This is a genomic window from Streptomyces sp. NBC_00988 (assembly GCF_045162645.1).
In the GTDB taxonomy this organism is placed as follows: Bacteria; Actinomycetota; Actinomycetes; order Streptomycetales; family Streptomycetaceae; genus Streptomyces.
This window is the reverse complement of sequence record NZ_CP108730.1, coordinates 3,006,090-3,024,704: the sequence shown is the minus strand read 5'-3', so window position 1 is coordinate 3,024,704 and position 18,615 is coordinate 3,006,090. Positions and strand designations below refer to the sequence as shown.

General features: G+C 70.8%; 18 protein-coding genes. 12 read left to right on the top strand and 6 right to left on the bottom strand.

Translation table 11 applies throughout. The features are described 5' to 3' along the window. Window positions 1-236 precede the first annotated feature (236 nt). From OG496_RS13680 to OG496_RS13665, 4 genes are all read left to right on the top strand, one after another. Window positions 237-761 carry a GNAT family N-acetyltransferase gene (locus OG496_RS13680; RefSeq protein WP_405971057.1) on the top strand — a complete coding sequence of 175 codons (525 nt, stop codon included), beginning with the start codon at window positions 237-239 and terminating at the stop codon, window positions 759-761. 15 nt (window positions 762-776) lie between these two features. Then, complete coding sequence (locus tag OG496_RS13675) at window positions 777-1,172, top strand: hypothetical protein (RefSeq protein ID WP_405971056.1); 396 nt, start codon at window positions 777-779, stop codon at window positions 1,170-1,172. Window positions 1,173-1,589: 417 nt separating this feature from the next. Continuing rightward, window positions 1,590-3,065 (top strand): amino acid permease, encoded by a 1,476-nt coding sequence (locus OG496_RS13670; RefSeq protein WP_405971055.1) that lies wholly within the window; start codon window positions 1,590-1,592, stop codon window positions 3,063-3,065. Between the two features lie 10 nt (window positions 3,066-3,075). Continuing rightward, a complete protein-coding gene (locus OG496_RS13665; RefSeq protein ID WP_019059706.1) occupies window positions 3,076-3,528 on the top strand; it encodes an Lrp/AsnC family transcriptional regulator in 453 nt (150 codons plus the stop codon). Window positions 3,529-3,538: 10 nt separating this feature from the next. Here the strand turns inward: OG496_RS13665 and OG496_RS13660 are convergent, their stop codons facing one another. Both OG496_RS13660 and OG496_RS13655 read right to left on the bottom strand, forming a co-directional pair. Beyond that, complete coding sequence (locus tag OG496_RS13660; RefSeq protein ID WP_405971054.1) at window positions 3,539-3,982, bottom strand: hypothetical protein; 444 nt, start codon at window positions 3,980-3,982, stop codon at window positions 3,539-3,541. Between the two features lie 66 nt (window positions 3,983-4,048). After that, window positions 4,049-4,789, bottom strand: coding sequence for a GntR family transcriptional regulator (locus tag OG496_RS13655; protein ID WP_366495460.1), 741 nt, complete (start codon window positions 4,787-4,789; stop codon window positions 4,049-4,051). A 212-nt stretch (window positions 4,790-5,001) separates the two neighbouring features. Between OG496_RS13655 and OG496_RS13650 the strand changes: the two genes are divergently transcribed. From OG496_RS13650 to OG496_RS13630, 5 genes are read left to right on the top strand one after another with little or no spacing between them, the layout of a single operon-like run. Then, a complete protein-coding gene (locus tag OG496_RS13650) occupies window positions 5,002-6,159 on the top strand; it encodes an extracellular solute-binding protein (RefSeq protein ID WP_366495459.1) in 1,158 nt (385 codons plus the stop codon). Then, window positions 6,156-7,055: an ABC transporter permease gene (locus tag OG496_RS13645; RefSeq protein ID WP_405971053.1), complete on the top strand. Its 900-nt coding sequence runs from the start codon at window positions 6,156-6,158 to the stop codon at window positions 7,053-7,055. The genes OG496_RS13650 and OG496_RS13645 overlap by 4 nt, the downstream gene beginning before the upstream one ends. Continuing rightward, complete coding sequence (locus OG496_RS13640) at window positions 7,040-7,858, top strand: ABC transporter permease (RefSeq protein ID WP_405971052.1); 819 nt, start codon at window positions 7,040-7,042, stop codon at window positions 7,856-7,858. The genes OG496_RS13645 and OG496_RS13640 overlap by 16 nt, the downstream gene beginning before the upstream one ends. Window positions 7,859-7,861: 3 nt before the next feature. Beyond that, window positions 7,862-8,941: an ABC transporter ATP-binding protein gene (locus tag OG496_RS13635; protein WP_405971051.1), complete on the top strand. Its 1,080-nt coding sequence runs from the start codon at window positions 7,862-7,864 to the stop codon at window positions 8,939-8,941. A gap of 40 nt (window positions 8,942-8,981) precedes the next feature. Then, window positions 8,982-10,454 (top strand): HAD-IA family hydrolase, encoded by a 1,473-nt coding sequence (locus tag OG496_RS13630; protein WP_405971050.1) that lies wholly within the window; start codon window positions 8,982-8,984, stop codon window positions 10,452-10,454. A 15-nt stretch (window positions 10,455-10,469) separates the two neighbouring features. On the opposite strand, the gene OG496_RS13625 is transcribed toward OG496_RS13630, so the two are convergent. Next, complete coding sequence (locus tag OG496_RS13625) at window positions 10,470-11,366, bottom strand: DUF1963 domain-containing protein (protein WP_405971049.1); 897 nt, start codon at window positions 11,364-11,366, stop codon at window positions 10,470-10,472. Window positions 11,367-11,589: 223 nt separating this feature from the next. On the opposite strand from OG496_RS13625, the gene OG496_RS13620 reads away from it, so the two are divergent. Further along, a complete protein-coding gene (locus tag OG496_RS13620; protein ID WP_405971048.1) occupies window positions 11,590-12,378 on the top strand; it encodes a carbon-nitrogen hydrolase family protein in 789 nt (262 codons plus the stop codon). A gap of 59 nt (window positions 12,379-12,437) precedes the next feature. After that, window positions 12,438-14,150, top strand: coding sequence for a flavin monoamine oxidase family protein (locus tag OG496_RS13615; protein WP_405971047.1), 1,713 nt, complete (start codon window positions 12,438-12,440; stop codon window positions 14,148-14,150). 7 nt (window positions 14,151-14,157) lie between these two features. Here OG496_RS13615 and OG496_RS13610 read toward each other — a convergent pair whose 3' ends face one another. After that, window positions 14,158-15,087, bottom strand: coding sequence for an LLM class F420-dependent oxidoreductase (locus OG496_RS13610; RefSeq protein WP_405971046.1), 930 nt, complete (start codon window positions 15,085-15,087; stop codon window positions 14,158-14,160). A 93-nt stretch (window positions 15,088-15,180) separates the two neighbouring features. Then, a complete protein-coding gene (locus OG496_RS13605; RefSeq protein ID WP_405971045.1) occupies window positions 15,181-15,867 on the bottom strand; it encodes a DUF5995 family protein in 687 nt (228 codons plus the stop codon). A 146-nt stretch (window positions 15,868-16,013) separates the two neighbouring features. Here OG496_RS13605 and OG496_RS13600 point away from each other — a divergent pair, with 146 nt between their 5' ends. Further along, window positions 16,014-17,132: a glycoside hydrolase family 6 protein gene (locus OG496_RS13600; protein WP_405976622.1), complete on the top strand. Its 1,119-nt coding sequence runs from the start codon at window positions 16,014-16,016 to the stop codon at window positions 17,130-17,132. Here the strand turns inward: OG496_RS13600 and OG496_RS13595 are convergent. Next, window positions 17,114-18,529, bottom strand: coding sequence for a uracil-xanthine permease family protein (locus OG496_RS13595; RefSeq protein ID WP_405971044.1), 1,416 nt, complete (start codon window positions 18,527-18,529; stop codon window positions 17,114-17,116). The genes OG496_RS13600 and OG496_RS13595 overlap by 19 nt on opposite strands. Between the last annotated feature and the right edge of the window lie 86 nt (window positions 18,530-18,615).

The following is an 18,615-nucleotide window of genomic DNA, read 5'->3' as shown; positions in this document are numbered from 1 at the left end:
CCTGGGGCAAGTCCTCGCGCGTGGGCTGGAGTTGACCAACTTCTTTTCGTGCGGCTCCTGTTGTTCCGGGCGCCGGGGTGTTTCGGGGGCTGTCGGCGTGCTGCGGCGGTTACTGTCCTGGGCGAGTCGCTGCGCGTGGGCTGGAGCGACCAACTCCCGTCTCTACGGCCCCTGTTGTCCAGGCCCCCGGGATATTCGGAGGCCGTCGGCGTGCCTCGGAAGCTACCGTCGGACACATGGAGATCGCCGTGTGCCGGGCCGCCGACGTGGCGCTGCTCGACCAGTACATCGGCTCGCCGGGGTCCGACTCGACCCATGCCCGGCGGTTCGCGCGGCAGGGAACGGGCGGGGGCACCTATCTCGTCGCCTGGCTGGACGGCCGGCCCGTCGGGCACGGGGAGGTCATCTGGGACGGCTGCGCGGCGCCCGAGGTGCGGGCCGCGCTGCCCGGCTGCCCGGAGCTCAACGGTCTCGCCGTGTGGCCCCCGGAGCTGCGTTCGCGCGGCATCGGCGGCGCGCTGATCCGGCGTGCCGAGGAACTGGCCCGGGAGCACGGCCGTACGGTCCTCGGCCTGGGTGTCGCGGCCGACAACCCGAGGGCCGCCGACCTCTACGCGCGGCTAGGCTACCGGCCCCTGACGGACTACGTGGACCGCTGGTCGTACGAGGACGGCGACGGGGGCATCCGCGAGTGCGCCGACCCCTGCACCTTCCTCACCAAGGAACTGTCGTCAGGCCCCCTTGACGTCAAGCAGCCCTGACGCAACGCTGCACCCATGACCACACCCCAGAGCATCGAACCCGAGCACACCCTCCTCACCGCCGTCGCCCGCCTCGACAACCTCCGTACCCGCGAGTCCCTGGCCGGTTTCGGCAGCGACGCGGAAGCCCTCGACCGGACCGAGACGCTGGAACTGCTCGCCCTGAGCGAGGTCGTCGCCCGCAAGGCCGCCTACGGCCGTCAGCTCACCGTCCGCGCGGCCCGCGAGGCCGGCGCCTCCTGGACGCAGATCGGCGCCGCGCTCGGCATGAGCAAGCAGGCCGCGTGGGAGGCGCACACGCGCTGGATCGACGCGCAGGCGGAGGTGTTCGGACAACCTGGGCGGATCGGGTTCGACGAGGAGGACCTGGCCGCGGCGCGGGCCCTCGCGGGGGAGCCGGACGAGAGCTGAACAGGGCATCGCCGAGAGCCGAACCAGGCATGGGCGAGGGCTGCCCAGAGCGTCGCAACGGGGCTCCGCGACAGGCCTCGCGAAACGGCCGACAGTCACCCCGCACTGCTCAGCAACCCATACCCGCACCGCCCAGCAACGCACCCCCGCACCGCTCAGCAATGCACCCCGCCACCGCTCAGCAATGCACCAGGCCACCGTTCAGCAACCCACCCCGCACCCCCCGCGCAACGAATCAACACCCGCGTCCCACGAACGCAACGATCTTGCGAACACGCGCAAGGTTGCCGCATTACGACCACGACGCCCGGCCTCGTAGGGTCAAGCGCTGTACCCAGCGCGGCAGGACCCCCGCTCGGCGGATCCCCGTGCCGCCGGTCCCTGCCGCCATGCCCGGCAGCGACAAGGAGCCCCCGCGTGCTCGACCAAGGCGCACCCCCGCACCACCGCAGTCAGACCGCCGAGCCGTCCCCGGGGCTCGGTGCGCGTCTGATGCGGCGCAAGCCCGTGGAACTGCTGGTCGCCGAGGGCGGTCAGGGTGAGGGAGGGTCGCTCCGGCGCTCGCTCGGGCTCTGGCAGCTGACGATGATCAGCATCGGCGCCACCCTCGGCACCGGCATCTTCGTCGTCCTCGGCGAAGCCGTCCCCAAGGCCGGTCCCGCCGTCACCCTCGCCTTCGTGATCGCCGGACTCACCGCCCTCTTCTCGGCCCTCTCCTATGCCGAACTCGCGGGCACCATCCCGGTCGCCGGCTCCTCGTACTCGTACGCCTACGCCACCATGGGCGAGCTGATCGCCTGGATCTGCGGCTGGTGCCTGGTCCTGGAGTACGGCGTCTCGGTCGCCGCCGTCGCCGTCGGCTGGGGCGAGTACCTCAACGAACTGCTCGACGGAACCATCGGCGTCACCATCCCGGACGCCCTGTCCGCCCCGCCCGGCGACGGCGGGATCTTCAACCTCCCGGCGCTGATCGTCGTACTCCTCGCGATGGCGTTCCTGCTCGGCGGCGCCAAGGAGTCCGCGCGCGCCAACACGGTCATGGTGTGCGTGAAGATCGCCGCGCTGGTGCTGTTCTGCGCGATCGGCATCCAGGGCTTCAGGTCCGGCAACTACGACCACTTCATGCCGCTGGGCATGGCCGGCGTCAGCGCGGCCGGAGCGACGCTCTTCTTCTCGTACATCGGCTTCGACGCCGCCTCCACGGCCGGCGAGGAGGCGAAGAACGCCCAGCGCGACCTGCCCCGCGCGATCATGCTCTCCCTCGTCATCGTGACCGCGCTGTACGTCCTCGTCGCGGCCGTCGCCGTCGGCGCGAAGCCCTGGCGGCGCTTCAACGACTCCGAGGCCGCCCTCGCCCAGATCATGCGCGACGTCACCGGCCAGTCCTTCTGGGGCACCCTCCTCGCGGGTTGCGCGGTCATCGCCATCGCGAGCGTCGTCCTGACCGTCCTCTACGGCCAGACCCGCATCCTCTTCGCGATGTCCCGGGACGGGCTGGTCCCCAAGGTGTTCGGCAAGGTCCACCCGAAGACCGGGGCGCCCCGCGCCAACACGGTCATCGTGTCGCTGTTCTGCGGGGTCCTCGCGGCCGCCATCCCGCTGGGCCAGCTCGCGGACGCGACCAGCATCGGCACGCTGTTCGCCTTCGCGCTGGTCAACATCGCCGTCGTGGTGCTGCGCAGGACCCGCCCGGACATGTCCCGCACCTTCCGCGTACCGCTGTCGCCCGTGCTGCCCGCCGTGGGCTTCGGGCTGTGCGTGTGGATGATGGGCAGCCTCTCGGCCGTCACCTGGGTGGTCTTCGGAATCTGGATGGCCGTCGGGCTCGTGTTCTACTTCGTATACGGCCACCGCCGCTCCCGCCTGGCTCCCACCGCACCACCCGAGAAGTGATCGATCCACCGTGCTGAACGAACTCGACGAACGCATCGTGCACGCCCTCGCCGAGGACGCCCGCCGCTCCTTCGCGGACATCGGGCAGCTCGTCGGCCTGTCCGCGCCCGCCGTGAAACGGCGCGTGGACCGGCTGCGGGCCACCGGCGCCATCACCGGCTTCACCGTACGGGTGGACCCGTCGGCGCTCGGCTGGGAGACCGAGGGGTTCGTCGAGATCTACTGCCGGCACAACACCTCCCCGGACACCATCCGACGCGGCCTGGAGCGCTACCAGGAGGTCGTGGCCGCGTCCACGGTCACGGGTGACGCGGACGCGGTCGTCCAGGTCTTCGCCGCCGACATGCGCCACTTCGAGCGGGTCCTGGAGCGCATCGCGGGGGAGCCGTTCGTGGAGCGCACCAAGTCCGTGCTGGTGCTGTCGCCGCTGCTCCGGCGTTTCTCGTCGGGCTCGCCGACCTGAGCCGCGAGGGCTACTCGGACCGGCGGCGGACCGCCGACAGCAGCCGGCGTACGGCGATCACGTGCCCGCCGCTGGAGATGACGAGCCGCCGGTAGAGGCCCCCGGTCAGGCCGGGGAAGGCGGCCCGGGTCTCGGCCCGCAGCAGCGAGCGCCCCGGGCCGGTCCGCTCGACGTGGAAGATCAGGGCGTACGACGAGAAGCGGTGGCTGCCTTCGACGACCAGCTCGCGCCCCGGGACCGCCGAGGTCACGTGGAAACCGGCGAACGTCGAACCCTCGGCGAGGGGCCGGGGCCCGGAGGTCTCGCGGTCGGCGGCGCGGACCAGGTGTGCGTACAGGGTCGCCCGCGCGGAGGAGTGGCCCATCACCTGGCTCAGGCCGCGCCACACGGCGTCGGGCTCCGCCGCGACGACCGTGGTCTGTTCGCCGACACGGGGCAACACGGCAATCTCCATCAGGACCTCCATGACGTAGGACCCGTCCCCCTCGCTACGACTGTCCCACAGCGCGGCCGGAGGCTCTCACTCCGCCGTCTTCCGCGCCAGCGCGTTGTTCCCTATCGAGTTGTGCACGCTGAAGCTCACCGCGTCCGAGCGGTAGCGGTCGTCCGACCACTCAACTGGGCGTCCCTCGCGGGTCGTTGTGACCCGGCGGACCCGCAGCAGGGGGCTGGTGCGGCGGATGCCCAGCAGCTCCGCGTCCTGCGCGCCCGCCGCCACAGCGTCGATGACGTGCTCGCCGTAGGCGAAGACCAACCCCGTGTCGTCGTACAGGCGTTGGGTCACCGACGGGCACTCCGGCTCGATCGCCTCGACGGCCGGGGAGATCCAGTCCGCGTACACCGTCCGCTCCAGGAGGACCGGCTCGCCGTCCAGGCCGCGCACTCGCAGGACGTGCAACACGGGGGTCCCCGCGGCGAGTTGGAGGCGTACGGCGTCCTCGGCCGTGGCCGGGCGGTACTCCTGCGTGACCACGTGCCCGGTCGCCTCGCGTTCCATCGCGCGGGCCCACTCGGCGAAGCTGCGGAGTTCCGCGAAGCTCTGGCTGCGGCGGCTGGCCAGCACCACCCGGCGGGCGCCCTGGCGGGAGCCGATCAGCCCCTCGGCGGTGAGGGCCGCGACGGCCTGGCGGACCGTGCCGCGCGAGACGCCGTACTGCGCCGCGAGGTCCGTCTCCGAGGGCAACAGGCTGCCGACTGTGTACTCGTCGCGGTCGATGGCCCTGCGCAGCTCGTCGGCGATCTCCTCGTGTCGCGCCGTCATGCTTCCCCTCCGAATTGACCACTGTGCACAGCGTGAGCAGCGTAGTCGAGTTCCCTTGGTGATCCGTGTCAGTCAGGAGTGTGCAGAGAAGAAGGGGTCACGGTTTCGCCAATGTTTACGAACAAGACACCATCACCGGGCGTACTGAGGCCAACTTGTTCAGACAAGTTCTCCGCTCTGCTCTAACCCTCGTGCGCACCCCTGGAGAGACCGTGACCGTGTCCCCGCCGAGAAACGCCGTCCTGGGTGGATCCCTCGCCGTCGTCGCCGCGCTCGCCCTCAGCGCCTGCGGCGCCGCTCCCACCAACTCGTCGACCACCGCCGACGGCAAGAACGCCGCCACCGCCACCTCCGTCGCCGACTTCGGCGGCATGGCCGCCCTGGTGAAGGCGGCCAAGAAGGAGGGCACGCTGCACGCCATCGCGCTGCCCCGCGACTGGGCCAACTACGGCGCCCTCATCGACGGCTTCACCAAGAAGTACGGCATCAAGATCACGGACGAGAACCCGGACGGCTCAAGCCAGGACGAGATCAACGCCGTGACCTCCCGCAAGGGCCAGGACCGTGCGCCCGACGTCCTCGACCTCGGCAGCTCCTTCGCGCTGAGCGCCGCCCAGCAGGGCCTGCTCGCGCCGTACAAGGTCGCCTCCTTCGACCAGATCCCCGCGGGCCAGAAGGACCCGAAGGGGCAGTGGTTCAACGACTACGGCGGCTACATCTCCATCGGCTGCGACGCCAAGCGCGTGAAGACCTGTCCGACCACCTTCGCGGACCTGCTGAAGCCGCAGTACAAGGGCCAGGTCGCCCTCAACGGCAACCCCACCAAGTCGGGTTCGGCCTTCGGTGGCGTGTACGCGGCGGCGCTCGCCAACAAGGGCTCCTTCGACGACATCCAGCCGGGTCTCGACTTCTTCAACAAGCTGAAGAAGAACGGCAATTACACCCCCGTCGAGTCGACCCCGGCCACCGTCGAGAAGGGCGAGACGCCCATCTCCATCGACTGGGACTACCTGAACGCCGGTTACGCCGACGAGTTCAAGTCCAAGGGCGTCGACTGGAAGGTCTCCATCCCGAGCGACGGCCAGTACGCGCAGTACTACTCGCAGGCCATCAACAAGGACGCCCCGCACCCGGCGGCCGCCCGCCTGTGGCAGGAGTACCTGTACAGCGCCGAGGGCCAGAACCTGTGGCTCAAGGGCTACGCGCGCCCGGCGCTGATGACCTCGATGGAGTCTGCCGGCACGCTCGACAAGACCGCCGCCGCCAAGCTCCCGCAGGTCTCCGGCACGCCGGCCTTCCCGACCGAGGCCCAGCAGAGCAAGGCCAAGACCGTCATCGCGTCCGGCTGGGCGAAGGCCGTCTCCGGATGACGACCACGCTCACGCGGGCCGACGTGGTTGCCGCCGCTTCCTCGAAGCGGCGGCGCCGCGTCCCCGGCTGGATCGCCGTGGTCCCGCTGCTCGTGTTCGTCGCGGTCGCCTTCGGGGTGCCCGCCATCGCGATGCTGAACGGCGCCTTCACCGTCAAGAACCAGACGACGGGCGCCACTTCGTACAGCACCGTCAACCTGACCGAGTCACTCAAGGGCGCCTACCTCACCGCGCTGATCGGCAGCGTCAAGCTGTCCGCCCTCTCGGCCGCCCTCGGCACCCTGCTCGGGCTGCCGCTCGCGCAGGTCGTCGTCACCTCCCGCTTCCGCGCGCTGCGCGAGGCCGTCCTCACCGCGTCCGGCGTCCTCGCGAACTTCGGCGGCGTCCCGCTGGCCTTCGCGTTCGTCGCCACCCTCGGCAACGCCGGTGTGCTGACGACCCACTTGGGCCTCAAGGACAAGGGCTGGGACCTCTACAGCTTCTCGGGCCTGGTCCTCGTCTACCTGTACTTCCTCATCCCGCTGATGGTCCTCACCATCACCCCGGCCCTGGAGGGCCTGCGCACCCAGTGGCGCGAGGCCGCGCAGAACAACGGCGCCACCGGCGTGCAGTACTGGCGGCACGTCGCCCTGCCCGTGCTGCTGCCCTCGCTCCTCGGCGGATTCGTCCTCCTCTTCGGCAGCGCGTTCGCCGCGTACGCCACCGCCGCGGCCATGGTGGGCAGTTCGATCCCGCTGGTCACCCTGCAGATCGCCGACGCCATCTCCGGCAACGTGCTGGTCGGCCAGGAGAACGTGGCCCTCGCCCTCAGCCTCGACATGGTCCTGGTCGCGGGCCTGGTCATGGCCGTGTACCTGCCCCTGCAACGACGGAGCGCGCGATGGCTGGACGCCTGAACCTCTGGCGGTGGGTCGTCCTCGGCCTGGCCGCCCTGTACTTCCTGGTCCCGCTCGCCGCGTCCATGGTCTTCACGGTCGACGTGCCCGGCGAGGGCGTCACCTTCGACGCCTACACCCAGATCGTCTCCACCGACGGCTTCACCTCCAGCCTCGTGCTCTCGCTGGAACTCGCCGCCGCCACCATCGCCGTCGTCCTGCTCCTGATGGTCCCGGCCATGGTCGCGCTACGACTCGGCGCGCCCCGGCTGCGCCCGGTCGTCGAGGTGATCTGCTCGCTGCCGCTGGTGGTGCCGCCGATCGCGTTCGTCGCCGGTATCGCCACCGTCCTCAAGTGGGGCCCCGACTACCTCTCGCGCACCCCGCTGTTCGAGACCTTCGTCGCCATCCAGAACCCGAGCTTCCCGTTCATCCTCGTCCTCGCGTACGTCGTGATGGCGCTGCCGTTCGTGTACCGGGCGCTGGACTCCGGGCTCCGCGCCATCGACGTGAAGACCCTCGTCGAGGCAGCCCGCAGCTGCGGCGCGAACTGGCCGCAGGCGCTCGTGCGGGCCGTACTGCCCAATCTGCGCGGGGCGTTGCTCAACGCGTCCTTCCTCACGCTGGCGCTGGTGCTCGGCGAGTTCACCGTGGCCCAGCTGCTCGGCTTCCAGCCCTTCGCCGTGTGGATCTACAGCGTCGGCGGGTCCAACGCCCAGCTCTCCGTCGCCGTCTCCGTGCTCAGCCTGGTCGTCACCTGGGCACTCCTCCTCACGCTCGCCGGTGTCGGCGGACGTGACAAAACCGCTTCGTCCCGGGGATGAACCATGACCGCCACCACGCTTGAGAAGACCGCCACGGACAATGCGGCCACGGTTGAATTCCGGGGCCTGCGCCGGGAGTTCGGCCCCACGGTCGCCCTCGACGGACTCGACCTGACCGTCCAGCCGGGCGAGTTCCTGGCCCTGCTCGGCCCCTCCGGCTGCGGCAAGACCACCGCCCTGCGCATGCTCGCCGGATTCGAACACCCCACCTCCGGCGAGGTGTTGGTCGACGGCCAGGACGTCACCGACGTGCCCGCGCACCGCCGCGACGCCGGAATGGTCTTCCAGTCGTACAGCCTCTTCCCGCATCTCAACGCGCTCGACAACGTCGCCTTCGGCCTGCGCATGCGCAAGGTGAACAAGACCGAACGGCGGTTCCGTGCCAACGAGTTGCTCCACCTTGTCGGGCTCGGCGACAAGGGCGAGAGCTTCCCGCACCAGCTCTCCGGCGGCCAGCAGCAGCGCATCGCCCTGGCCCGCGCGCTCGCCCTCCAGCCGCGCGTCCTGCTCCTGGACGAACCGCTCTCGGCGCTCGACGCCAAGGTACGGCTGTCCCTGCGCGAGGAGATCCGCCGCCTCCAGCAGGAACTCGGCATCACCACCCTCTTCGTGACGCACGATCAGGAAGAGGCGCTGTCCATTGCCGACCGGGTCGCCGTGATGCGTGCCGGAAAGCTCGAACAGTGCGCCGCCCCGGCCGAGTTGTACGGCAGGCCCACGACCGCGTTCGTCGCCGAGTTCGTCGGCACGATGAGCCGGCTCCCGGGGCACCTCACCGACGGGGTCGTCGACGTGCTCGGCCAGCGGCTGCCGGTCGACGGCGAGGCGCCGGCCGGACCCGAAGTCGACGTGCTCGTACGCCCCGAGGCGATCGACGTGCACGCCGACGAGACCGGTGACGCGCGCGTCGTAGGCACCGCCTTCCTCGGCGCGGTCGTCCGCGTCAGTGTTCTGCTCGGCGACGGCACCGAGGTCAAGGCCGACCTGCCCACGCACGAGGCCACCACGCTGGGCGCCGGAGTCGCCGTGAAGGTGTCGCTGCCGGAACGGCCGGTTCTCGTGGCAGAACGCATCAACCCGTAGGGCCATAGTGCCCGCAGTGTCCGTAGTGAAAGAGAGAAACGTGACCCCCCACACCCAACTCCCGCTCCAGGCCGTCCTGTTCGACATGGACGGCACGCTCGTCGACACCGAGCGGCTGTGGTGGGAGGCGGTGGAGCAGGTCGCGGGCAGGACCCTGACGGACGCGGACCAGCCGGAGGTGCTCGGCCGCCCGGTCGAGCACACCGCCGACTGGCTCGCCCTGGCCACGGGCGGGTCGGCGGCGGACCTCGCGGACGCGCTGCACCGGGAGTTCGCCGCCCGCGTCCGCACCGGCATCGTGCCCCGCCCCGGCGCGCTCGACCTGCTCGACGCCCTCGCCCGCGACGGCGTCCCCACGGCGCTCGTCACCGCGTCCCCCCGCGCGGTCGCCGACACCGTCCTCGACGCCCTCGGCGCGAGCCGCTTCGCCGTCTCCGTCACCGCCGACGACACCGGGCGCACCAAGCCCGCCCCCGACCCCTACCTCGCCGCCTGCCGCGCCCTCGGCGTCGACCCGGCGGCCTGCGTGGCCGTCGAGGACACCCAGACCGGCGTCAGCTCCGCCGAGGCGGCCGGCTGCGCGGTCCTCGCGGTGCCGTCGCTGGCGCCGATCGACGCGGCCCCCGGCCGGACCGTACGGGACAGTCTCGTCGGGGTCACCCCGGCGGCCCTGCGCGCGATGGTGACGCCCCAATCGCCGTACGAGCTACGCGTGTTGACCTGGAATCTCTGGCTCGGCGGCAGCAAGGTCGACGACCACCGGACCAAGCAGTTGAAGGCCATCGCGGAGACCGGCGCGGACGTGGTCGGCCTTCAGGAGACGGGTGGTACGGCTGCCGAGGAACTCGCCGAGGCGCTCGGCTGGCACCACCACCGGGCCGGCGAGAACCTCGGCGTGATCAGCCGCCACCCGATCTCGGCCCGCTTCGGCGACCCGGACGTCGGCTTCTACGGCGCCGCCGGGGTCCGGATCGCCGTAGCGGAGGGCCGCGAGGTCGACCTGTGGACCTGCCACCTCGACTACACGCCCTACGGCCCCTACGAATCCGCCTACGACGGGTTCCCGGCCGCCGACCTCATCGCCCACGAGGACGTACGGCTCGCCCAGATGCGGGACACCCTGAGCCGGATCGCGGAGGCGGCCGAGGACGCCGTCCCCGTCGTCCTGGTCGGTGACTTCAACAGCCCCTCGCACCTGGACTGGCCGGACGTGGAATGGCCGGTGACGAAGGCGGCGGCGGACGCGGGCCTGCGCGACTCCTACCGGGAGGCCCACCCGGACCCGGCCACGGACCCCGGCCACACCTGGTCGCCGATCCACCCCGTCAACGAGGACGGCAGCGGGCGCCCCGAACCGCAGGACCGCATCGACTACGTCCTGCACCGGGGCCTGACCGTGCTCGACTCCCGGACGTTCGTGGTCGGCACGCCGAGCCCCTGGCCGGACGTGTCCAGCAACTGCTGGCCGTCGGACCACGCGGCCGTCCTCACGGTGTTCGCGGTGCCCAGCTGACAGGCGACAGTCGCGTCAGGGATTCCAGAAGAACGACACGTGCGCCCGGTCGAAGCGACGCTCGGCCAGGTCCCGGCGCGGGATCACCCAGTGCAGGGTCGAGCCCTCCCGCCCGGTGAGACCGATGTCCCACTGGGCGAGCAGGGTCCACTCCTCGGGGGCGGGCAGTTCCGTGGCGTCGGCGGACCCGGGCGCCGCCTCGGCCCGGTGCCGGCGCGCCTCTTCCGCGTCCGACGCGGCGTCCGTGACGGGGTCCGTCTCGGTGCACTCGTGGGAGGCGTACCCGCCGATGTGCAGCGGTCCGTCGACGACGATGTCGCCGTACGTCTCCTCCCACACCTCGGCCAGGTCCCAGGCGCGGGGATGGCCGGGGAGCGTGACGATCTCCTCGCCGGGGCCCGGGGAAGGGGCAAGGAAGTGGTGCGGCAGGGAGACATCGGGCGCCGGCCGCAGCTCCTCCTGCGGGAACTGCTCGTAGATCGCGAGCGTGTCGGTGTCGTCGAACGCGTCGCCCTCCTCGCCGTAGACGCAGGGGTACTTCGTGTTCCGCTCCTCGACGGGTGTCCCCTCGGGGATGTACACGACCTCTCCGGCCGTACCGCCGTAGTACGTCATCTCGGGGAAGCCGAAGAGCAACAGGCGGCCGTCGGGCGGCAGTTGAAGGCCCGTCGTCTCCTCGGGGAGAGCCGCGCAGTCGAGGGTGGCGAGTAACGGGAACCAGAGGTCGGGGGCGTCGGCGGGCAGCAGCAGCGGTCCGCCGAACCTGCCGGCGACCGGCCCGTCCCCGCGAGTGACGAGGGTCGCGGACGGACGCGCGGCGCCGATCCACCGCTCGACGTCCTCGGGCGGTATCCCGCGCCCCAGTGCTTCCGCCCGGAACGGCGCGAGCCGGCTGATCAGGTCAGGATTCATGGGCGGAAACCTACGCCCGGGGTCTGACAGCCTGCCCGCAGCACCGGAACGGCAGGCTCCCACCAGGCACGCAACGAATCGCCGCCCCGCCCCACCCGCACGCAACAAACCGCTCACCGGCGCGCAACGGCTCCTTCTTGTCCGGCCCGGCCCCTCAGCCGTACCGTCTAGGTGGGCCCCGATAGGTGGCTCTTCAACCTTTTCGTACCGGTGAGGAACACACATGCGCACCGCCCTCCTCCAGAGCTCCGGCCGCCCCGGCTCCGTCGTCGAGAACCTCAAGGTCCTCGACGAGGCCGCGGGCCGGGCCGCGGCCGGCGGTGCCGGGCTGCTCGCCGCGCCGGAGATGTTCCTCACCGGATACGCGATCGGCGACGACATCGGCCGCCTCGCCGAGCCCGCCGACGGCGATTCCGCCGACGCCGTCGCCGAGATCGCCACCCGGCACGGACTCGCCATCGCCTACGGCTACCCCGAGCGCGACGGCGACGCCGTGTACAACTCGGCCCAGCTGATCTCCGCCGACGGCACCCGCCTCGCCAACTACCGCAAGACCCACCTCTTCGGCGACTTCGAGCCCGCCCACTTCACACCGGGCGAACAGCCGGTCGTCCAGGCCGAGTTGGCCGGCCTTACCGTCGGCCTGATGATCTGCTACGACGTCGAGTTCCCGGAGCCCGTCCGCGCCCACGCCCTCGCCGGCACCGACCTGCTCCTCGTCCCGACGGCGAACATGCACCCGTTCCAGTTCGTCGCCGAGTCCCTGGTCCCGGTGCGCGCCTGGGAGAACCAGATGTACGTGGCGTACATCAACCGCATCGGCCAGGAAGGGGAGTTCGACTTCTTCGGCCTCTCCACCCTCGCAGGCCCCGACGGAGTCGCCCGCACCCGTGCGGGCCGCGGCGAGGAACTCCTCCTCACGGACCTGGACCCCGAGTTCCTGGCCGACTCCCGTGCGGCGAACCCGTATCTGACGGACCGGCGCCCCGGCCTCTACGGGTCCCTCGCCTGAATCCCCCCTGCTGTTCCCGCACTTGTACTTGTTCTTGTTCCGCTAGGAGTCCGTACCCCATGACGTCCACGGTGCCCAACGCCGTCCAGCACGCCGACGAGCGGCAGCCGCCGATCACCATGTTCGGGCCGGACTTCCCGTACGCGTACGACGACTTCCTCGCCCACCCGGCGGGCCTCGGCCAGATACCCGCGACCGGGCACGGCACCGAGGTCGCCGTCATCGGCGGCGGGTTGTCCGGCATCGTGGCCGCCTACGAGCTGATGAAGATGGGCCTCAAGCCCGTCGTCTACGAGGCGGACCAGATCGGGGGCCGGTTGCGGACCGTTGGCTTCGACGGGTGCGACCCGTCCCTCACCGCCGAGATGGGCGCGATGCGCTTCCCGCCCTCCTCGACCGCCCTCCAGCACTACATCGACCTGGTCGGACTTGAGACCCGGCCCTTCCCCAACCCCCTTGCGGAGGCGACCCCTTCGACCGTCGTCGACCTCAAGGGCGAGTCGCACTACGCGACCACCGTCGACGACCTCCCGCAGGTCTACCGCGACGTGATGCACGCCTGGAACGCCTGCCTCGAAGAGGGCGCCGACTTCTCCGACATGAACCGCGCCATGCGCGAACGCGACGTCCCGCGCATCCGCGAGATCTGGTCGAAGCTCGTCGAGAAACTCGACAACCAGACCTTCTACGGCTTCCTCTGCGACTCCGAGTCCTTCAAGTCCTTCCGGCACCGCGAGATCTTCGGCCAGGTCGGCTTCGGCACGGGCGGCTGGGACACCGACTTCCCCAACTCGATCCTCGAAATCCTGCGGGTCGTCTACACCGAGGCCGACGACCACCACCGCGGCATCGTCGGCGGCTCCCAACAACTCCCGCTCCGCCTCTGGGACCGCGAACCGCAGAAGATCGTCCACTGGCCCTACGGCACCTCGCTGGCATCCCTGCACGTGGGCGGCGAACCCCGCCCCGCCGTGACCCGGCTGCATCGCACGGCCGGCAACGGCATCACGGTGACGGACGCGAACGGCGACATCCGCACCTACCAGGCGGCGATCTTCACCGCCCAGTCCTGGATGCTGCTCTCGAAGATCGCCTGCGACGACTCGCTCTTCCCGATCGACCACTGGACCGCGATGGAGCGCACCCACTACATGGAGAGCTCGAAGCTGTTCGTCCCGGTCGACCGGCCCTTCTGGCTGGACAAGGCCGTCGACGACAGGGGAAATCCGACGGGCCGGGACGTCATGTCGATGACGCTCACCGACCGTATGACGCGCGGGACTTACCTCCTCGACGACGGCCCGGACAAGCCGGCCGTCATCTGCCTCTCGTACACCTGGTGCGACGACAGCCTCAAGTGGCTGCCGCTGTCCGCGAACGAGCGGATGGAGGTCATGCTGAAGTCGCTCGGCGAGATCTACCCGAAGGTCGACATCAGGAAGCACGTCATCGGCAGCCCGGTGACCGTCTCCTGGGAGAACGAGCCCTATTTCATGGGCGCGTTCAAGGCCAATCTGCCCGGCCACTACCGCTACCAGCGGCGCCTGTTCACCCACTTCATGCAGGACCGGCTGCCCGCGGACAAGCGGGGCGTCTTCCTCGCCGGCGACGACATCTCCTGGACGGCCGGCTGGGCCGAGGGCGCCGTCCAGACCGCGCTGAACGCGGTCTGGGGCGTCATGCACCAACTGGGCGGCACGACCGACCCGACGAACCCCGGGCCGGGGGACGTCTACGACGACATCGCGCCGGTCGAACTGCCGGAGGACTGAGGGGAGTTCAGACCCCGGCCGCGCGTGCCTTCTCGTACACCTCAGCGGCGACGTCCTTGAGCTCCTGGGCGTCCCGCGGAGTGGTCTGGAGGTCGACCAGGATCTCCTCCAGGCCGACCGCCGCGTGGGCCACCAGGTCCTCGACGATCTGGTCGGCGCTGCCCTGGAAAGGCTGGCGGTCGGGTCCGTCGTAGGACTTGGCCGTGTGCACGCAGTTGACCCGCACGACCTTCTGGATCGGTTCCGTGCGGCCCCGTTCGGCCGCCAGGTCCTGCAACTCCCGCCACTCGGCGGCCAGTTGCTCGGCGCCCATGCCCACCGGAATCCAGCCGTCGGCGTGGTCCACCAGCCGCTGCCGGGCCTTCTTGCTGCTCGCGGCCAGCAGGATCGGTATCGGCCGGGCGGGCTTGGGACCGACCACCGCGGAGGCGATCTTCGTCAGTCGGCCGTCGTACTTCACCGGGTCCGGGCCCCACACCGCCCGGCACACCTCGATCAGTTCGTCGAGCACCCTGCCGCGCTCCTCGAATGGCCGGATTCCTGCCGCCGCGTACTCGTCGAGCGACCAGCCGGTGCCCAGGCCCGCGATCACCCGGCCGCCGCTCGCCGCGTCCAACGAGGCCAGGGACTTGGCCAGTTGGAAGGGGATACGCAGCGGCGCCACCAACACACTCGTGCCCAGCCGTGCCCGCTCGGTGGCGGCGGCGGCCAGGGTGAGCGTGACCAGGGGCTCGGCCACGTCCCGGTACACGTCCGGCCAGGCGAGACCCTCGATGTTGTACAGGCCCTGGGTGGCGGGCTCCGGGAAGAGGGCCCGCTCGAAGACCCACAGGCTTTCGTAGCCGATCTCCTCGGCGGTGCGTGCCACGTCGGGAACGTCCGTGCCGATGGAGTACTGCCGCATCTGGGGGAGACTGAGGCCCAGCCGAGTCGTCATACCGGTGCTCCTTCGCATTCGGGTGTGCCGTCAACGCGGGGCGATCACCGGGGGGTTCCGAGGCGGCCCGCACGGCGGCCGGATCAGGCCACCTCAGTCGGGCAGCGGCGTGAGCATCATGCGGCCCGCCAGCCCCACCGCCGCGTCCAGCCGTTCGGTGAACTCCTCGGCGACATCGGGCAGTCCGCGCAGCGCCCACAGGGCCCGCGCCGCCGTCCAGGTGGCCTCCCGGGCGCGCTCCAGACTCCATGAGCCGAGCAGATGGGTGAGCGGATCGGCGATCTGGAACAGGTCGGGCCCCGGCATCAGCTCCTCGCGGACGCGCTCCTCCAGCGACACGAGGAGATCGCCCACGCGGTCGAACTCGTCCTCCAGCTCGGCCGGTTCGCAGTCGAGCGTACGACAGGCGTCCACGACGGCGAGCGCGAGATCGTGGCCGATGTGCGCGTTGATGCCGGACAGGGCGAACTGCAGCGGTCGTACGCCGGGATGGCGGCGGAGCTGGAACAGCGGGCGCCAGCAGGCGGGCGGCCGGCGCCCGTCGGCCGCCGCGTCCACGGCCGCCAGGTACCGCTCCGCGAACCGTATGTCCAGCGTGATCGCGGCCCGCGCGTCGGCGAACCGCCCGGCGTCGATACGCCGGTCGACCGCCTCCGTGACGGCGAGGTAGACGCGGTTGAACACCGCGATCCCGTCCCGCGCGGGCAGTTCCTCGTCGAGCGCGCGCAGCCGGGAGACGACCTTGTCCACGGGTGTGGTGAAGTGTGCCAATTGCCCCATGGGGGCAGCGTCCCAGCCCTAGGCTGGCCGAGGTGCCGCCGGGCCCGACACTTCCCCAGAACGGGGGAACGGGTTCGGTGCGCGGGAGGGGCGGCAGCGTGTCAGGTTCACGGGGCCGGCGGCGCGGGCGGGTCGCCCGGCGGAGCGTGCTGGTCGTGGCCGCGTCGGTCGTGGTCGCGGTCGGCACCGTGACCGGGATGATCAACGCGCTGGACGACGAGCGCGGTTCGAACGAGGCGAGGCCCGATGGGACCGGGGTGACACTGCTGGTGCCGCTGCCTGACGTGCCGTCAACACCCGTGTCCACAAAGGCCAGTTCCTCGGCCACCGCTTCCGTCAAGCCGAAGAAGACCGCCTCGCCGTCTCCTGCGAGGACCGGCACGAAGCAGTCGGCGGTCGTCTCCCCGAGCCTCTACCGCCACCCCGAGTCCCAGGTCCTCGACTGGGTCCACGATCACCCCGACGACCCCCGTACCGAGGTCATAGAGTCACGGATCGCCGATCAGCCGGCTGCGGTGTGGTTCGCGGACTTCACGCCGTCGACGATCACCTCCCGGGTCCGCGCGGTCACTTCGGGCGCCGCCGCGCAGGGCCGGGTGCCGGTCGTCGTGCCGTACGCGATCCCGGACCGCGACTGCGGTGGGGCCTCCGAGGGCGGGGCGTCGGACTTCGGCGCGTACGACGGGTGGATCGACGACTTCGCGGCGGGGCTGGGTTCCAGGGAGGTCGTAGTCATCCTCGAACCCGACTCGATAGCCCAGGCCGACTGCCTCTCCGACGCCCAACGCGCGGACCGCTTCGAGGCGTTGGCCCGCGCGGGCCGCGTCCTGAAGGCCGCCGACCCGAAGGCCCGGGTGTACTACGACGCGGGCCACTCCGACTGGAACCCGGCCGCACAGCAGGCGGCCCTGCTGAAGCAGGCGGGCGCGGCCTCCGCCGCCTCCTCCGACGGGATCTTCAGCAACGTCTCGAACTTCCACGCCACTTCGGCCGAGATCGCCTACGACCGTCAGGTCCTGGACGCCCTCGGCGGTCCCGCGGGTCTCGGCGCGGTCATCGACACCAGCCGCAACGGCAACGGCGCCCCGGCCGACGGCCAGTGGTGCGACCCGTCGGGCCGGAAGATCGGCCGGGCGCCGACTCTCAACACCGGGGAGGCGCGGATCGACGGCTACTTGTGGGTCAAGTTGCCGGGGGAGTCGGACGGTTGCCGGGGCGCGGCCGGTACGTTCACGGCGTCGTATGCCTACGACTTGGCGCGCTGACCCGGCTGACCAGTGTCGGCCTCGCCCGGTGAGTCGTACGACGACGTCCCCTCGTCCAGCAGCGGTTGGTCCGCCTTGAGGTGGGCGGGCGCGAGGAAGCGCAGGGCGTGGTAGCCGGTGATGACGACGAGGGTGCCCAGGGCGATACCGCTGAGGGTGAAGTTGTCGGTGAACTTGAGGGTGACACCGCCGACGCCGATGATGATGCCCGCCGCGGCCGGTACCAGATTCAGCGGATTGCGCAGGTCCACACCGGAGTTGAGCCAGATCTGCGCGCCGAGCAGGCCGATCATGCCGTAGAGGATGACGGTGATCCCGCCGAGCACCCCGCCCGGGATCGCGGCCACGATCGCGCCGAACTTGGGGCAGAGGCCGAAGAGGAGAGCGAAGCCGGCGGCGGCCCAGTAGGCGGCGGTGGAGTAGACGCGGGTCGCGGCCATCACGCCGATGTTCTCGGAGTAGGTGGTGTTGGGCGGGCCGCCGACGGCGGTCGACAGCATCGACGCGACGCCGTCCGCCGAGATCGCCGTGCCGAGCTTGTCGTCCAGCGAGTCGCCGGTCATCTCCCCAACTGCCTTGACGTGCCCGGCGTTCTCGGCGACCAGCGCGATCACCACGGGCAGTGCGACCAGGATCGCCGACCACTGGAAGGTCGGTCCGTGGAAGGACGGCAGCCCGACCCAGTCGGCCCTGCCGACGCCGGAGAGGTTCAGGCGCCAGTGGTCGGTGACCTCACCGCTCGCGCTCATCGAGTGGATGCGGCCGAAGATCCGGTCGAACGCCCAGGAGATGCCGTAGCCGAAGACCAGGCCCAGGAAGATCGCGACGCGTGAGAAGAAACCACGCAGACAGACGACGGCCAGACCGGTGAACGCCATGACCAGCAGGGCCGTCCACTGGTCCTGCGGCCAGTACGTGGCGGCGGTCACCGGGGCGAGGTTGAAGCCGATCAGCATGACCACCGCGCCGGTCACGATCGGCGGCATCGCCGCGTGGATGATCCGCGCCCCGAACCGCTGCACCGCGACACCGACCAGGAACAGCACGACCCCGACGACGAACACCGCGCCGGTCACCGTCGCGCTCGTCCCGCCCTGCGCGCGGATCACCGCGGCCACGCCCACGAACGACAGCGAGCAGCCGAGGTAGCTGGGCACCCGGCCCCTGGTCGCGAGCAGGAAGATCACGGTCGCGACGCCGGACATCATGATCGCGAGGTTGGGGTCCAGGCCCATGAGGACCGGGGCCACGAAGGACGCCCCGAACATCGCCACCACGTGCTGGGCGCCGAGGCCGATCGTGCGCGGCCAGGAGAGCCGTTCGTCGGGGCGGACGACCGCTCCGGGCGCGGGCGTCCGCCCGTCACCGTGCAGCTTCCAGCGCACGCCGAGGTCCATGGTGGGGTTCGCTTTCTCTGTACGTGAAATCGGTCCGGACCATTGTCACGGCTACCTGGTGGTTCTACGCTCGCACGGTTCCACTC

Excerpts from the sequence above, each read along its gene's own strand:
- OG496_RS13610 (WP_405971046.1), bottom strand. The coding sequence starts at position 15,087 with ATGACGACTCGGCTGGGCCTCAGTCTCCCCCAGATGCGGCAGTACTCC.
- OG496_RS13655 (WP_366495460.1), bottom strand. The coding sequence starts at position 4,789 with ATGACGGCGCGACACGAGGAGATCGCCGACGAGCTGCGCAGGGCCATC.
- OG496_RS13595 (WP_405971044.1), bottom strand. The coding sequence starts at position 18,529 with ATGGACCTCGGCGTGCGCTGGAAGCTGCACGGTGACGGGCGGACGCCC.
- OG496_RS13645 (WP_405971053.1), top strand. The coding sequence starts at position 6,156 with ATGACGACCACGCTCACGCGGGCCGACGTGGTTGCCGCCGCTTCCTCG.
- OG496_RS13680 (WP_405971057.1), top strand. The coding sequence starts at position 237 with ATGGAGATCGCCGTGTGCCGGGCCGCCGACGTGGCGCTGCTCGACCAG.
- OG496_RS13615 (WP_405971047.1), top strand. The coding sequence starts at position 12,438 with ATGACGTCCACGGTGCCCAACGCCGTCCAGCACGCCGACGAGCGGCAG.
- OG496_RS13675 (WP_405971056.1), top strand. The coding sequence starts at position 777 with ATGACCACACCCCAGAGCATCGAACCCGAGCACACCCTCCTCACCGCC.
- OG496_RS13635 (WP_405971051.1), top strand. The coding sequence starts at position 7,862 with ATGACCGCCACCACGCTTGAGAAGACCGCCACGGACAATGCGGCCACG.
- OG496_RS13640 (WP_405971052.1), top strand. The coding sequence starts at position 7,040 with ATGGCTGGACGCCTGAACCTCTGGCGGTGGGTCGTCCTCGGCCTGGCC.
- OG496_RS13660 (WP_405971054.1), bottom strand. The coding sequence starts at position 3,982 with ATGGAGATTGCCGTGTTGCCCCGTGTCGGCGAACAGACCACGGTCGTC.
- OG496_RS13625 (WP_405971049.1), bottom strand. The coding sequence starts at position 11,366 with ATGAATCCTGACCTGATCAGCCGGCTCGCGCCGTTCCGGGCGGAAGCA.
- OG496_RS13620 (WP_405971048.1), top strand. The coding sequence starts at position 11,590 with ATGCGCACCGCCCTCCTCCAGAGCTCCGGCCGCCCCGGCTCCGTCGTC.
- OG496_RS13605 (WP_405971045.1), bottom strand. The coding sequence starts at position 15,867 with ATGGGGCAATTGGCACACTTCACCACACCCGTGGACAAGGTCGTCTCC.